This is a genomic window from Saccharopolyspora endophytica (assembly GCF_018070075.1).
Lineage (GTDB): Bacteria > Actinomycetota > Actinomycetes > Mycobacteriales > Pseudonocardiaceae > Saccharopolyspora > Saccharopolyspora endophytica.
The window spans coordinates 243,794-258,078 of sequence record NZ_JAGPXE010000010.1; the positions used below are offsets into that span (position 1 = coordinate 243,794).

Annotated in this window: 10 protein-coding genes; 7 read left to right on the plus strand and 3 right to left on the minus strand. The window is 70.7% G+C overall.

Annotated elements, in window-relative coordinates:
* Positions 1 to 53 precede the first annotated feature (53 nt).
* The gene (locus KBO27_RS23165; protein WP_210971975.1) at positions 54 to 1,550 is read right to left on the minus strand and encodes a glycosyltransferase family 39 protein; all 1,497 of its coding nucleotides are present in this window, start codon (positions 1,548 to 1,550) and stop codon (positions 54 to 56) included.
* 193 nt (positions 1,551 to 1,743) lie between these two features.
* On the opposite strand from KBO27_RS23165, the gene KBO27_RS23170 reads away from it, so the two are divergent.
* The 3 genes from KBO27_RS23170 to KBO27_RS23180 all read left to right on the plus strand — a co-directional run bounded on the left by KBO27_RS23170 (position 1,744) and on the right by KBO27_RS23180 (position 5,134).
* Positions 1,744 to 3,006: a sensor histidine kinase gene (locus KBO27_RS23170; RefSeq protein WP_307870560.1), complete on the plus strand. Its 1,263-nt coding sequence runs from the start codon at positions 1,744 to 1,746 to the stop codon at positions 3,004 to 3,006.
* Positions 2,999 to 3,658, plus strand: a complete 660-nt coding sequence (locus KBO27_RS23175) for a response regulator (RefSeq protein ID WP_210971976.1) — start codon at positions 2,999 to 3,001, stop codon at positions 3,656 to 3,658. Before KBO27_RS23170 ends, KBO27_RS23175 begins: the two co-directional genes overlap by 8 nt.
* Positions 3,659 to 4,345: 687 nt before the next feature.
* Entirely contained in the window at positions 4,346 to 5,134 is a 789-nt protein-coding gene (locus KBO27_RS23180) for a S1 family peptidase (protein ID WP_132676448.1), read from the plus strand.
* A 122-nt stretch (positions 5,135 to 5,256) separates the two neighbouring features.
* Here KBO27_RS23180 and ileS read toward each other — a convergent pair whose 3' ends face one another.
* Positions 5,257 to 8,136, minus strand: coding sequence for an isoleucine--tRNA ligase (ileS, locus tag KBO27_RS23185; RefSeq protein WP_210971977.1), 2,880 nt, complete (start codon positions 8,134 to 8,136; stop codon positions 5,257 to 5,259).
* A gap of 93 nt (positions 8,137 to 8,229) precedes the next feature.
* Between ileS and KBO27_RS23190 the strand changes: the two genes are divergently transcribed.
* The gene (locus KBO27_RS23190; protein ID WP_307870561.1) at positions 8,230 to 9,009 is read left to right on the plus strand and encodes an IclR family transcriptional regulator; all 780 of its coding nucleotides are present in this window, start codon (positions 8,230 to 8,232) and stop codon (positions 9,007 to 9,009) included.
* Positions 9,010 to 9,071: 62 nt separating this feature from the next.
* Here the strand turns inward: KBO27_RS23190 and KBO27_RS23195 are convergent, their stop codons facing one another.
* Positions 9,072 to 9,839, minus strand: coding sequence for a dioxygenase family protein (locus tag KBO27_RS23195; protein WP_210971979.1), 768 nt, complete (start codon positions 9,837 to 9,839; stop codon positions 9,072 to 9,074).
* Positions 9,840 to 9,911: 72 nt separating this feature from the next.
* Here KBO27_RS23195 and KBO27_RS23200 point away from each other — a divergent pair, with 72 nt between their 5' ends.
* The 3 genes from KBO27_RS23200 (at position 9,912) to KBO27_RS23210 (ending at position 14,195) form a co-directional block, all read left to right on the plus strand.
* Entirely contained in the window at positions 9,912 to 10,370 is a 459-nt protein-coding gene (locus tag KBO27_RS23200; RefSeq protein WP_210971980.1) for a MarR family winged helix-turn-helix transcriptional regulator, read from the plus strand.
* A 70-nt stretch (positions 10,371 to 10,440) separates the two neighbouring features.
* On the plus strand, positions 10,441 to 11,304 hold the full coding sequence (locus tag KBO27_RS23205) for a fumarylacetoacetate hydrolase family protein (protein ID WP_210971981.1): 864 nt from the start codon (positions 10,441 to 10,443) through the stop codon (positions 11,302 to 11,304).
* Between the two features lie 104 nt (positions 11,305 to 11,408).
* Positions 11,409 to 14,195, plus strand: coding sequence for a penicillin acylase family protein (locus KBO27_RS23210; protein ID WP_210971982.1), 2,787 nt, complete (start codon positions 11,409 to 11,411; stop codon positions 14,193 to 14,195).
* Positions 14,196 to 14,285: the final 90 nt, after the last annotated feature.

Sequence of the window (14,285 nt, forward strand, 5' to 3'; positions counted from 1 at the left end):
CTTTCGTGGGCTGTTCCCCAGATTGTGTCGAATCGTTCGCGGACCCGTGCGGTTCAGAGGGATTTCAGCGCGGGCCAGATCGTCGACCAGGGCTGGGTCTTGCCGGTGGCGATCCAGCCCTTGAGGTTCTCGCCCGGGGTCGCGGGCCGGATGTCGGTGAAGTACGGCCGGAGCTCCTCGGCATCGCGTCCGTAGTAGACGATCGTGTCGATCTCGTCGGACGGTGCGTCGAAGTAGCCGTAGCCGCGGTGCGGGCTGAACACGTCGGGCAGCGGGTGGTGCTCGCCGCCGACCTCGAGCATCGCGGCGGAGATGTAGTTCTCGCCGATCACCGCCGTGCGGGTGCGCTGCTCGGCGGGCAGCGACAGGTAGGCGCGGGAGACGTCCTGGGCGATGGCGTCGCTGACCCGGTCGCTGTCGATCTGGGTGAGCGCCGCCGAGAACTCCCGGTTGATCGAGTTGCCGGAGTAGATCAGCATCCCGGCCGCGACCAGCGAGAGCGCGTAGACGGGCCAAGCCGCCCACCCCCAGCGGGGCGGCTTGGCCTCCCTGCGCCGCTGCAGGCCCACCGTCGCCGCCGCGATCGGCAGGCCGTACATCCCGATCAGGTAGTACGGCCGCCCGGCGGTGACGACGAAGAACACCCACAGCAGGATCATGGCGACCGCGAACATCCGGTACGGGCGCAGCCACGACCTGCTCAGCAGCAGCCACAGCCCGGCCAGCACCAGCGCGGTTCCGAGCACCCCGGCGTAGAGGACGAGCTGCACGGCGGTCCCGCCGCGACCGCCGGAGAGCATCGGGGATTCCTGCGCGACGATCGACGACATCGCCAGCTGCGGCCACCCGTGCAGCGCCTGCCAGATCAGCGTCGGCGAACCGATCAGCAGCGCGATCCCCGCGCCCGCCCACAGCAGGGGCCGGGTCAGCACGGCTCGCGGGCCCACCGCCAGGGCGCTGACCAGCAGTGCCGCGCAGAGGAGTACGACCTGGAACTTCAGCTGCAGGTTGATGCCCAGCAGCACCCCGAACACCAGCAGCAGCCGGTCGTCGGCGACGCCCTGCGCGTGCTGCCGGAGCCAGCGCACCAGCGGCAGCAGCAGCGCCGTCCACAGCAGCGGCTCGAAGGTGTAGGGCGCCACCCAGTGCCCGATCAGGTTGCTCCACAGCCCGGTCGCGCCGGCGAACGCGGCGATGGCCTGAGCGCGGCGGTCCGCCCCCAGCTCGCGGGCCAGCAGCGCGATCAGCACCACCGCACCACCGGAGGCCAGCGCGGCGGGCAGCCGGAGCACGAACATCGAATCCAGCGCGATGACGTCCATCGCGGCGGCGATCATCGGCGTCAGCGGCGGCTGGTCGACGTAACCCCAGCTCGGGTGGTACTTCCCGGCCGCGAGCATGTAGACCTCGTCGATCCAGTAGTCCCCGAAGGCGCCCGCGATCGCGTGCGCCAGGGCGAGGACACCGGCGATGCCGAGCACCGGCCACGTCGCCGGCGGGTGCAGCGCTCGCGGTGTTCGACGCCGGGTGTCCGGTTCATCGATGAGCATGAATTCCCCCAGGAATCTTCGGTGTCCCACCAGTCAACTCGGATCGCGCGCTGATCAACACCGCGATTGGTCGAGTTCTGCGGCGACGAAGGTTGTGCCCGCTCGCGCCCGGTGCAACTTTCGTCTAGACCTGGGTGACCTGCGGTGGGGTCCGGCTTCGCAAGCGGGCTCGGCCGGCCCTAACGTGGGCCTGGTGAAACGACCGCTCTGGCGGCTTCTTTGGAACACCCCGCGAGAGGCCGTCTTCGACATCTGCCTGGTCATCGTGCTGTTCGCGTTCCCGCGAATGGTGGCGGGCTACTACCCGACCGACGCGTTGCCGGGCACCTACGACTGGATCGGCGGGCTGTGGTTCAGCCACGTCGCCAACGACCTGCTGTGCCTGGGGCTGCTCGCGCGCCGCCGCTTCCCGATGGTGCTGCTGTGGGTCGTCGCCGCGCTCTCGGTCGCGCAGGCGCTGCTGATCCAGTTCGGCCCCGGGCCGCTGTTGCAGATCAACGTGTCCACCGACCCCTGGGTCCCCGGCGTCACGCCGTGGGTGCTCTACGCGGTGATCGTCCACGGGCGGGGGCACCGCTACCTCGCCTGGGCGTTGATCGTCGTGGTGACCGCGATCAGCCTGCGGCTGGGCCACGCGCCCCACCCGGACGTGGTGATCACCGGTGCGGCCTGGACGGTCTTCCCGATCGTGCTCGGGCTCTACGCCGCGGAGCGCGGCAGGCTCGCCGACGCGCTGCGGGAACGCGCCGAGCGCGCCGAGCACGAGCGCGAACTGCTCGCCGAGCAGGCCCGCGCCGACGAGCGCGCCCGGCTGGCGGTGGAGATGCACGACGTGGTCACCCACCGCGTCAACCTGATGGTGCTGCAGGCGGGTGCGCTCGGCGTGGTCAGCGACGACCCGGCGGTGCACCGCGCGGCCGAGGACCTGCGCGCCAGCGGCGGGGAAGCGCTCGCCGAACTGCGCGACCTGGTCGGCGTGCTCCGCCGCGGCGCCGACGAGCGCGGCGATGCCGGCGCCGACGCGCCCGACGCGGACACGCCCAGCGACGTGCCGGACCTCCGCGAGCTCATCGGTCGGTCCGAGGCCGTGGGCATGTCCGTGCACTTCACGGCGGACGGCGATCCGGCGCCGGTCACCCCGGCCGTCGGCCGGACCGCCTACCGCGTGGTGCAGGAGGGGCTGACCAACGCCCACAAGCACGCGCCCGGCGCCGACGTGCACGTCCGCGTGCTCTACAGCGACGACCGGGTGCGCGTGAGCGTCCGCAACACCGCACCCACCGGCCCCGCGCCCGCACTCGCCGGCAGCGGAGGGGGAGTGGGGCTGCTCGGGTTGCAGCAGCGCGTCGAGCTCGTCGGCGGGACCTTCCGCTCCGGCGCCACCGACGGCGACGGGTTCGAGGTGGAGGCCATACTGCCCGGGTACGTGCCCACCGAGGAGACCGCCGATGCCTGAGACGATCCGGGTGCTCGTCGTCGACGACGAACCGATGGTCTGCGCGCACCTGCGCACGATCCTCGGCTCGGCGCCCGACATCGAGGTGGTCGACGAGGCGCAGGACGGCGCCGCCGCCGTGGAAGCCGTCGTGCGGCACCGGCCGAACGTCGTGCTGATGGACCTGCGGATGCCCGGCGTCGACGGGCTCACCGCCACCGAGCGGATCTGCACCATGCCCGACGCACCCGCCGTGGTCGCGCTGACCACCTTCGACGCCGACAAGTACGTGCTGCGCGCGCTGCGAGCCGGGGCGGTCGGGTTCCTGGTGAAGTCCACGCCGCCGCAGGACCTCATCGGCCTGGTGCGGGTCGCCGCGGACGGGCACACGGTCCTCTCGGAGGAGGCCAAGCGGCGACTGCTGGCGGCCACCGGTGGGGAGCAGAGCGCCCGGGAACGCGCGGTCGGTCTGACCCGCGAGCTCACCGAGCGGGAGATCGAGGTGCTCACCTGCCTCGGCCGCGGCATGTCCAACGCGCAGATCGCCGCGCGGCTGCACCTCTCGGAGGCGACCGTGAAGAGCTACGTGTCGCGGATGCTGGTCAAGCTCGACTGCGAGAACCGCTTGCAGGCCGGGCTGCTCGCCTACGACGCGGGCCTCGTGCCCCGCTGACGCGCGGGACCTGCGTGATCGTTAGGCCATCCGGGTGGATTGGTCCAACAGGTTTAACGATCAATCGAGTGAGCTCCACCGATTGGCTCTGGAATATTCCACCCAAGATCGGTACACCATAGGTGACGCGTTCCGAACGGTTGTCGGGGCCGGGAACGCGTCAGCGCCGTCGGTTCGGGGATCGATGGCGCACCGGTCGGAGGGGTCCGGCCGCAACGAGGGTGCCCTCGGCGCAATCGGGGTGCGCCGAGGGCATCTTTCTCTTGTGGTCCCCGGCTGTGGTCCTCTTGCTTCGCGGTGCGGGTGGCGGAACCTGAGCGGCTTCGTGGACTCCGTGCGCCGCTCCTGATGTATGTCCAATGCACGGCGTCGCGGCGCACTCGCCACGAAGTCGCTGATGAACCCGCGGCGGTGCGAGTTGCTCAGGTGGGGTGAAGAGAAAGCACCTTCGGTGCTTGCCCGACGTTGTTCCGTGCGTTGAGCAATTGTCGCCCGGTGGTTGATATTTTCATTTCCTTGGGCTTGTGACCTGCGGGTTAATGGGGAAAAGCGGCAAAATCCTTCTCTTTCGCGGTTGTTCTTCTGTTGGTTAGTGTTCGATCAAGATTGCTGCGGGGCGCCGGGTTGGGGAAGGCAGGCCCTCGGTTCGAGTTCTCGCGGCAAGACCTTCGGACAAGGAGATTCACGATGGTCGATGCCCCACGTCGCCTCGCTCGGATGGCCGGTGTTGCCGCGATCGCCGTCGCCGCGCTCACCTCGGCTTCGGTCGCCCAGGCGGCCCCGGCCGACGTCAACCCGTACATCGTCGGCGGGCAGGACGCCGAGATCGCGGACCACCCGTTCACCGTCGCGCTGACCACGCCCGACGGTCAGCAGTTCTGCGGTGGCTCGCTGGTGTCCCCGACCAAGGTCCTCACCGCCGCCCACTGCACCACCGGTCAGCAGCCCGCCGACATCAAGATCGTCAGCGGCCGCACCACCATGAGCACCACCGAGGGCACGGTTTCCGACGTCACCAACGTCTGGATCCACCCGGAGTACACCGACGCCACCAAGGGCTTCGACGTCTCCGTGCTGACCCTCGGCGCCCCGGTGCAGGAGCAGCCCATCGAGCTCGCCACCGCCGACGACGCGGCCTACGCCCCCGACACCCAGGCCACCATCCTGGGCTGGGGCAACACCTCCGAGGGCGGCCAGCAGGCCGACCACCTGCAGATGGCTCAGCTGCCGGTGACCTCGGACGACACCTGCTCCAAGGCGTACCCGGAGTACAGCAACCAGTCGATGGTCTGCGCCGGTGTGCCGGAAGGCGGGATCGACAGCTGCCAGGGTGACTCGGGCGGCCCGATGGTCGCCGACGGTCGCCTGATCGGCGTCGTGTCCTGGGGCCAGGGTTGCGCGCAGCCCGGCTTCCCGGGCGTCTACGCCCGCGTCGGCGCCTACAACGACGTGATCACCGAGCAGATCAACTCCTGACGAGCGACCCGGCCGGGGATCGTCATCCCGCTGGCCCCGGCCGGGCCCGCTCCAGGAACTGTTCAGGGATCGCTCTGTGGAAGAAAGGCCGTGGACGCTCGCTCGCCGTCCGCGGCCTTTCGCTATGCCGGGACCAGCGTCACCGAGATGCCCAGCTTGGCGTCGGTGTGCTCGTCGGCGTCGGCGCTCTCGACGACCTCGGTCGCCAGCACGGCCCCGGCGATCTCGTCCCGGTGCGCGCTGAGCGCCGCACCGATCTCCGCGGAGCCGTTCCAGCGCAACGAGATCCGGTCGGTGATCTCCCGGCCGTCCTGCTTGCGGCAGTTCTGCACGAACCGGATGATCTCCCGCGCCAACCCGGCCAGCCGCAGCTCCGGCGTGATCGCGGTGTCCAGCGCGATCGAGACCTCCCGCTGCTCCTCCGAGGGCCACCCGGTCCCGGCGACGTCGCCGGTGACGACCTCGCGGACGTTGATCTCCTCGGCCAGATCCGCCCGCAGCTCGGCGGGCAGGTCCGGGCTGATCACCGCCGTCGCCAGCGGCTGCCGCACCTTCAGCGCCTCGTCGCGGCGCAACGACCGGCCCGCCACCGCGAGCCTGCGCTCGACGTCGACCAGCGACAGCAGCTCCTCGTCGACCGGGCCGGGCTCGGGCCAGGCCGACAGGTGCACGGAATCGGGGACGTCCGGAGAACCCGGGCGGACGGTGCGCTGCCAGACCTCCTCGGTGAGGAACGGGATGAACGGGGCCAGCAGCCGGGTCAGCACGTCCAGGCATTCGTGCAGCGTGCGCAGGGCGTTGACCTCGCCGTCCCAGAACCTCGGGCGCGAACGGCGCACGTACCAGTTCGACAGGTCGTCGACGAACTCCGCCAGCACCCGGCCGGCCCCGGCGGTGTCGTAGTCCTCCAAGCGCGAATCCACCTGCCGCACGACCTGGTTCAGCCGCGCCAGCACCCACCGGTCCAGCACCGGCCGCTCGCCGGGCGGATCGGGTTCGGCCCACTCCGACAGCGCCGCGTAGCGGTTGAGGAACGACGCCGTGTTCCAGTAGGTCAGCAGCACCTTGCGGACGATCTCGCGCAGCGCCTCGTGCCCCACCCGGCGCGGTGACCAGGGAGAACCGATGCACAGCATGAACCAGCGCAGCGCGTCCGCGCCGTGGGCCTCCATCAGCGGCAGCGGCTCCAGCACGTTGCCCAGGTTCTTGCTCATCTTCCGGCCGTCCTCGGCCAGGATGTGCCCCAGGCACACCACGTTCCGATAGCTGGAGCGGTCGAACAGCAGGGTCCCGATCGCCATCAGCGTGTAGAACCAGCCGCGGGTCTGGTCCAGCGCCTCGCAGATGTAGTCCGCCGGGTAGTTGCGCGCCAACGCCTCGGCGCTGCCCGGTGCGTGCGGGTAGCCCAGCTGCGCGAACGGCATCGAACCCGAGTCGAACCAGGCGTCGACCACCTCCGGCACCCGCGCGGCCCGCTGCCCGCACTCCGGGCAGGTGAAGGTGATCTCGTCGATGTGCGGCCGGTGCGGGTCGAGCCCGGAGAGATCGCGGCCGGTGCGTTCGCCCAGCTCAGCGCGGGAACCGATCGCCGTCACGTGCCCGTCGGCGCAGCGCCACAGCGACAGCGGGGTGCCCCAGTAGCGGTTGCGGGACAGCGCCCAGTCGACGTTGCCCGCCAGCCAGTCGCCGAACCGGCCGTGCTTGACGTGCTCGGGGTACCAGCGGGTGTTCTCGTTCTCCCGTTGCAGCGATGGGTGAATCGCGGTCGTGCGGATGTACCAGGACGGCTGCGCGCGGTACATCAGCGGCGTGTGGCAGCGCCAGCAGTGCGGGTAGGCGTGCTCGATCGTCCCCTCGCCGACCAGCGCGCCCCGCCGCCGCAGGTCCTCGATCAGGACCGGGTTGGCATCCTTGAAGAACATGCCGCCGACCAGCGGCAGCGCCGGGTCGAAGCGGCCGTCCGGGCCCAGCGGGTCGACCACCGGGAGGTCGTTCTCGCGGCCCGTCGCGAGGTCGTCCGGGCCGAACGCCGGAGCCAGGTGCACCAAGCCCGTGCCGTCGGTGGTGGAGACGTACTCGGCCAGCACCATGCGGTGGGCGTCCTGGACGTCCACCAGGTCGAACGGCGGGCGGTAGGGGAGTCCTGCCAGATCGCGGCCCGGAACCCGGGCCACCACCTCGCCCCCGACGACGTCGGCCAGCGACTCGGCGACCACGAACGTGCCGCGCTCACCGCGCGCGAGCACGTAGGTGACCTCCGGGTGGACCGCGACGGCGGTGTTGGACACCAGCGTCCACGGCGTCGTCGTCCACACCAGGAGCTCGGCATCATGGCCCGCCAGCGGTTCTTCCAGCGGCAAGCGGACGAAAACCGAAGGGTCCTCGTCGGTTTCGTAGCCCTGCGCGACCTCGTGCGCCGACAACGTCGTCTGGTCCCGCGGGCAGTACGGCGCGGCGCGGTGGTCCTCCACCAGCAGCCCGGCGTCGAAGATCCGCCGCAGCGCCCACCACACGCTGTCGACGTAGGAGGCCGACATGGTCCAGTAGGCCGTGGAGAGGTCGATCCAGTAACCCATCCGCTTTGTGACGGCCTCGAACTCGCCGACGTAGCGCTGCACCGATTCCCGGCAGCGCGCGTTGAACTCGGCGATGCCCAGCCGCTCCACGTCGGGCTTGCCGGTCAGCCCCAGCTCCCGCTCCACCGCCAGCTCGACCGGCAGGCCGTGGCAGTCCCAGCCCGCCCGGCGCGGCACCCGGAACCCCTTCATCGTGCGGAAGCGGGGGAAGACGTCCTTGAACACCCGGGCTTCCACGTGGTGGGTGCCGGGCGTGCCGTTGGCCGTCGGCGGGCCCTCGTAGAACACCCACAGCGGTCCGTCGGCGGTCTGCTCCAGGCTCCGCTCGAAGACCCGGTGCTCGCGCCACCACTCGATGCGCCGCCGCTCGGCCTCCGGCAGGTCGATCGCCGAGGCCAGCGGGTGGAACGGAGAAGCCGATCTCATGCCCCCATGGTGGAGCCGCGCGGTCGCTTCGCGCTCGCTGTACTGTTCGGTAGGTCCCGCCCGGGACGACGACGGAGCAGGAGGATTCGAGGGGTGACGGCTGACGAAGCGGCCAGCACGCACGGGCACAACCTGGTGAAGTCCGCGGACCGCGCGCTGATCATTCTGGAACTGCTCTCCCGGGGGAGGCACCGCCTCAGCGACATCGCCGAGACGCTGCGGCTGCCGCTGTCCAGCGTGCACGGCCTGCTCGGCACCCTCGTGCACCGCGGCTTCGCCGAGTTCGACCCCACCACCCGCACCTACGGCCTCGGGCTCAAGGCCTGGACCGTCGGGCAGGGCTACACCGGGCACCGCGACATCGTCGGCCTGGCGCTGCCGCTGATGGAACGCCTCGCGCAGCAGACCGGTGAGACCGTGCAGCTGTCCCGGCTCGACGGCATCGAGAACGTCTACATCGCCATCGCCGAGTCCCCGCAGCCGATGAAGCTCGTCTCCGCCGTCGGCATGCGGCTGCCCGCGCACTCCGTCGCGCTCGGCAAGGCGCTGCTGGCCGGCCTGAGCGACGACGAGGTCGTGGCCCGCTACGAGGACGTCGAGCTGGAGCGCTTCACCGACAACACGATCACCGCGCTGCCGCAGCTGCTCGCCCAGCTCGCCGAGGTGCGCCGCGACGGCTACGCCGTCGACGACGAGGAGTACATCATCGGCTGCCGCTGCCTGGCGGTCCCGATCCGGGACCACGCGGGTGAGGTGGTCGCGGGCATGTCGGTCTCAGCCCCGACCCCCCGCTGCGGCGAGAACTGGACCGAGGAGACCCGGGCGCCGCTCACCGAGGTCGTCGACGCGGTCCACCGCCAACTCCGCCACTGACCTGGATCACGTCACCTCGTTTCGGACCGAAACCGCCCGTGGGCAACGGGCGTCGTGGCCGGTCAGCCGAACTGCACGGAGCGCTTGGCCAGGCCCCACCAGAAGCCCTCGATCGGGACGCGCTGGTCGTCGAGGTCCTCGTCCGCTGCCCCGAGGGTGACGAACAGCGGCGCGAAGTGCTCGGTGCGAGGGTGGGCCAGGCGGCCGGCCGGCGCCTTGTGCTCGAAGTCCAGGAGCGCGTCGATGTCGCGCGAGGCCAGGGCGCGACCGCCCCAGTCGTCGAACTCCACCGACCAGCTCGGCGTCGACGCCGAGCGCAGGGCCGAGAGGTTGTGGGTGAAGAACCCGCTGCCGACGATCAGCACGCCCTCGTCGCGCAGCGGTGCGAGCGACCGGCCCACGCGCATCAGGGCCGCGGGCTCCAGGGACGGCATCGAGATCTGCAGGACGGGGATGTCGGCGTCGGGGTACATCTCCTTCAGCGGCACGTACGCGCCGTGGTCGAGTCCGCGATCGGGCACGGCGACCACCGGCGTCTCGGCGCCGCCGAGCAGCGCGCGCACCCGCTCGGCCAGGGCCGGAGCTCCGGGGGCGGCGTAGCGGACGTCGTAGTACCGGTCGGGGAAGCCCCAGAAGTCGTAGACCAGCGGAACGGTGCTGGTCGCGCCGATGGCCAGCGGCGCTTCCTCCCAGTGCGCGGAGATGATCAGGATCGCCTTGGGACGCGGCAGGTCGGCCGACCAGGCCGCCAGCTCGCCGGGCCAGAGCTCGTCGTCGGCCAGCGGCGGGGCGCCGTGGCTGAGGTACAGGGCGGGCATGCGCTCGGCCATCGGGAACCTCCTAGTTCGAATTTGAACCAAATGTACCTCGTAGTTCAAATTCGAACAAGTTAGAATGGGGGAGTGACCGAACCGCGCTGGCTCGACGCCGACGAGATGGCCGCCTGGAACGCCTTCGTCGAGGCGGGCAACCTCGTGAACCGCCGCGTCGAGCAACAGCTCCGCGAGCAGGCGGGATTGTCCCACCCGCAGTACGAGATCCTGGTCCGCCTCTCCGCGGCGCCCGAGGGCGAGATCCGCATGTCCGAGCTCGCCCAGCTCGTGGTGACCTCGAAGAGCGGCCTGACCTACCAGGTCACGCAGCTGGAGAAGGCCGGGCTCGTGGGTCGCCGCACCTGCGAGACCGACGACCGCGGCGTCATCGCCCGCCTGACCGAGGCCGGCAGGCGCAAGCTGGAGGAGACCGCGCCGGGGCACGTCGAGCTGGTCCGGGAGCACCTCATCGACGTGCTCGACCGCGATCAGCTGCGCGCGCTCACCGACGCTCTGGGCGTGGTCTCGCGCAAGCTGCGCGGGGCTTGACGCGCTCCGTCCGCGCTGATCGGATTTCGCTTGCTTGAACGGGTTTCACACAGGCGAAACGGGGTCGGTCATGAAGTTCCTGAGGCTGGGGTCGTTCTCGGAGGAGCGCCCGCACGTGCTCGACGATCGGGGGCGGCTGTTCGACCTGAGCCCGCTGACCGGCGATATCGACGGTGCGTTCCTCGCTGGTGACGGCGTCGCGCGCACCCGCGCCGCGCTCGCCGCGGGCGAGCTCGCCGCCGTCGACGACCCGGCGGACGGCACGGGGATGCGGGTGGGCGCGCCGATCGCGCGGCCGATGGCGGTGCTGTGCATCGGTCAGAACTACGCGGCCCACGCCGCCGAATCCGGTTCCGAGCCGCCGGAAGTGCCGATTCTGTTCTTCAAGCACCCCAACACCGTCGTCGGTCCGCACGACGACGTGGTGATCCCGCGCGGCGCCGAGCAGGTCGACTGGGAGGTCGAGCTCGGCGTGGTCATCGGGCAGCGCGCGAGCTACCTCGACAGCCCCGAGCAGGCCCTGTCGCACGTGGCCGGTTACGTGCTGGCCGACGACGTCTCCGAGCGCTCGTTCCAGAAGGAGCAGTCCGGCGGCCAGTGGTCGAAGGGCAAGTGCGCGCCGACGTTCAACCCGGTCGGTCCGTGGTTCGTCCCGGCCGACGAGGTCGCCGACCCGCAGGGGTTGCGGCTGCGCAGCTGGGTCAACGGCGAGCCGAGGCAGGATTCCAGCACCGCCGACATGATCTTCGGCGTCGGCGAGATCGTCCGCCACCTCTCGCAGTACCTGACGCTGGAGCCGGGGGACCTGGTCATCACCGGCACCCCGGAGGGCGTGGCGATGTCCGGGCGCTTCCCGTTCCTGGCGCCGGGTGACGTGGTCGAGATGGAGATCGACGGGCTCGGCCGTCAGCGCAGCGGCGTGAAGTCGGCCTGACGTTGGGCCGATCGGATCAACGTCAATGTGAATATCTTTCAATTCGCCGTCGGGGTGGCTAGCGTGCCGGTGCCGGAGCAGTTCCGCATCGGAAAGGGCGTGGCATGGCGCGACGTTCACCGGTCGTCACCCTCGTGGCGGCCATCGCGGGGTCCCTGTTGATCGCCCCCGGGGCCCACGCCCAGCCGCCTGAGGACTACTGCCGCCAGCAGTGCCACGACATCCTCCCGCCCGGCCAGAACGGCAACGCGACCTTCGCCGAGCTGGTCTCGCACATGCTGCTGGGCACCCGCCCGAAGCACTCCGACGACCAGCTCGACGAGTACGCCGCGCTGGCGGGCGGGTACCGCGAGCTGACCACCGGCACCATCCAGAACTTCTTCAACGACCACTCCTTCGGCGTGCGGCCGGACGACGTCGAGCGCACCTACCGGCCGCGCGCCGACGTCACCGTCGTCCGCGACAAGACCGCCGGCGTCCCGCACGTCTACGGCGACACCCGCTCCGGCACCACCTTCGGCGCGGGCTACACCACCGCCGAGGACAAGCTGTTCCTGATGGACGCGCTGCGCCACGCCGGTCGCGGCGAGGTGACCCCGTTCGCCGGGGGCGCGCCCGCCAACCGGAAGCTGGAGCAGAGCTTCTTCTCCGTCTCGCCCTACACCGAGCAGGAGCTGCAGGACCAGATCGACCGGGTCGCCGCCCAGGGCGAGCGCGGCCGGATCGCGCTGCAGGACGCGCAGTCCTACGTCGACGGCATCAACGCCTACATCCAGGAGTCCCACCGGGGCCGCTACTTCCCGGGTGAGTACGTCGCGACCGGGCACGTGGACCCGGTCACCAACGAGGGCCGCATCGAGCCGTTCGAGCTCACCGACCTGGTGGTGCTGGCGTCGCTGATCGGGGCCCAGTTCGGCGGTGGCGGCGGGGGAGAGGTGGCCAACGCCGTCGCCAGGATGTCGTTGCACGAGCGCTTCGGTCCCGAACGCGGTGAGCAGGTCTGGGCCGCCTTCCGCGCGGAGAACGACCCGGAGGCCATCAGCACGATCCACGACGGCAGCTCCTTCGAGTACGGCACCTCCCCGGCCAACCCGGAGGGCGTGGCGCTGCCGGACCCGGGATCGGTCGCGGACCAGCAGCTCGTCTTCGACCCGACCGGCTCGGCGACCCAACCCGACGAGAAGCCCTCGCGGCCGGTCGTCGACCCCGAGGACCCGCTGCGCGGCATGTTCGACGACGGCGTCCTGCCCGCCGACATGGCCGAGCGCAGGGGCATGTCGAACGCGCTCGTGGTCTCCGGCGCGCACACCGAGAGCGGCCACCCGGTCGCGGTGTTCGGCCCGCAGACGGGCTACTTCTCGCCGCAGCTGCTGACCCTGCAGGAGCTGCAGGGGCCGGGCATCTCCTCGAAGGGCGCCTCCTTCGCGGGTCTGAGCTTCTACACGCTGCTCGGCCGCGGCCAGGACTACTCGTGGAGCGCCACCACCGCCTCGCAGGACATGATCGACACCTACGCGGTCGAGCTGTGCTCGCCCGACGGCGGTCCCGTCACCAAGGACTCGAACCACTACCGCTTCCACGGCGAATGCCTGCCGATGCAGACCATCGAGCGGCAGAACTCCTGGAAGCCCAACCTCGGCGACGACACCCCGGAGGGCTCCTACCGGCTGGTGTCCTTCCGCACCCGCTACGGGCCCGTGACGCATCGGGCCACTGTGGACGGAAAGCCGGTCGCCTACACCACGGCCCGGTCGACCTTCCTGCACGAGGTGGACTCGATCATCGGGTTCCAGAAGTTCAACGACCCGTCGGCGGTGTCCTCGGCGGAGGACTTCCAGCGCGCGGCGCACGACATCAACTACACGTTCAACTGGTTCTACGCCGATTCCCGCGACACCGCGTACTTCAACTCCGGGGCGAACGTGGTGCGCCGGCCCCACGTCGACCCGAGCATGCCGATCGCCTCGGACCCGGCCCACGAGTGGCCGGGCTGGGACCCCGAGACCAACACGGCGACCTACCAGTCCTTCGCCGAGCACCCGAACTCCGTCAACCAGGACTACTACATCAGCTGGAACAACAAGCAAGCTCCGGGAACCGCGGGTGATCGGGCGGAGAAGGGCGCGGTGCAGCGAGGCGATCTGCTCGATCGCCGGGTGCGCGAGCAGATCGCCTCGGGTGACGAGTTCAGCCGCGCCGAGCTCGTGCGGGCCATGGCCGACGCCGCCGTCACCGACCTGCGCGCCGAACGGGTCCTGCCCGACCTGCTGCGCGTCATCGGCGAACCCGACGAGCGCTCGAAACCGCTGGTCGAGAAGCTGCGCGCGTGGCTGGCCGACGGCGGCAAGCGCACCGAGACCACGCCGGGCAGCAAGACCTACGCGCACGCCGAGGCCATCGAGCTGTTCGACGCGTGGTGGCCGCTGCTGGTCCGCGGCGAGTTCGAACCCGCCGTCGGAACCCCCGCCTACCAGGCGATGACCGCGATGATGCAGATCAACGAGTCGCCGTCGGGCTGGCAGAACGGCGAGCCCGGGCTGCACGTCGGCCAAGGCCACCAGGGCTCGACGTTCCAGTTCGGCTGGTTCGGCCAGGTCTCCAAGGACATCCGGGCCGTCCTCGGCGAGCAGGTCCCGGGCGGCTTCGGCGCACCGCTGTGCGGCGGTGGCGATCGGGGCGCGTGCCGGCAGATGCTGCTCGACACCCTCGCCCAGGCCGCCGCGACCCCGTCGGAGGAGACCTACCCGGGCGACGCCGAATGCGACCCCGGCGACCAGTGGTGCGCGGACTCGATCGTGCAGACCAAGGTCGGCGGCATCGACCAGGACAAGATCTCCTGGCAGAACCGCCCCACCTACCAGCAGGTCATCGAGTTCCCCGCTCACCGCTGAGCCGTTCGCCGCAGGGCTTTCTCGGCGAAACGGCCCCACGCGGTCTCCCCGCCCCCGTAGAATCGACGGCTTACTCGGGCAGCGGTGCCC

Excerpts from the sequence above, each read along its gene's own strand:
- KBO27_RS23165 (WP_210971975.1), bottom strand. The coding sequence starts at position 1,550 with ATGCTCATCGATGAACCGGACACCCGGCGTCGAACACCGCGAGCGCTG.
- KBO27_RS23175 (WP_210971976.1), top strand. The coding sequence starts at position 2,999 with ATGCCTGAGACGATCCGGGTGCTCGTCGTCGACGACGAACCGATGGTC.
- KBO27_RS23180 (WP_132676448.1), top strand. The coding sequence starts at position 4,346 with ATGGTCGATGCCCCACGTCGCCTCGCTCGGATGGCCGGTGTTGCCGCG.
- ileS (WP_210971977.1), bottom strand. The coding sequence starts at position 8,136 with ATGAGATCGGCTTCTCCGTTCCACCCGCTGGCCTCGGCGATCGACCTG.
- KBO27_RS23195 (WP_210971979.1), bottom strand. The coding sequence starts at position 9,839 with ATGGCCGAGCGCATGCCCGCCCTGTACCTCAGCCACGGCGCCCCGCCG.
- KBO27_RS23205 (WP_210971981.1), top strand. The coding sequence starts at position 10,441 with ATGAAGTTCCTGAGGCTGGGGTCGTTCTCGGAGGAGCGCCCGCACGTG.
- KBO27_RS23210 (WP_210971982.1), top strand. The coding sequence starts at position 11,409 with ATGGCGCGACGTTCACCGGTCGTCACCCTCGTGGCGGCCATCGCGGGG.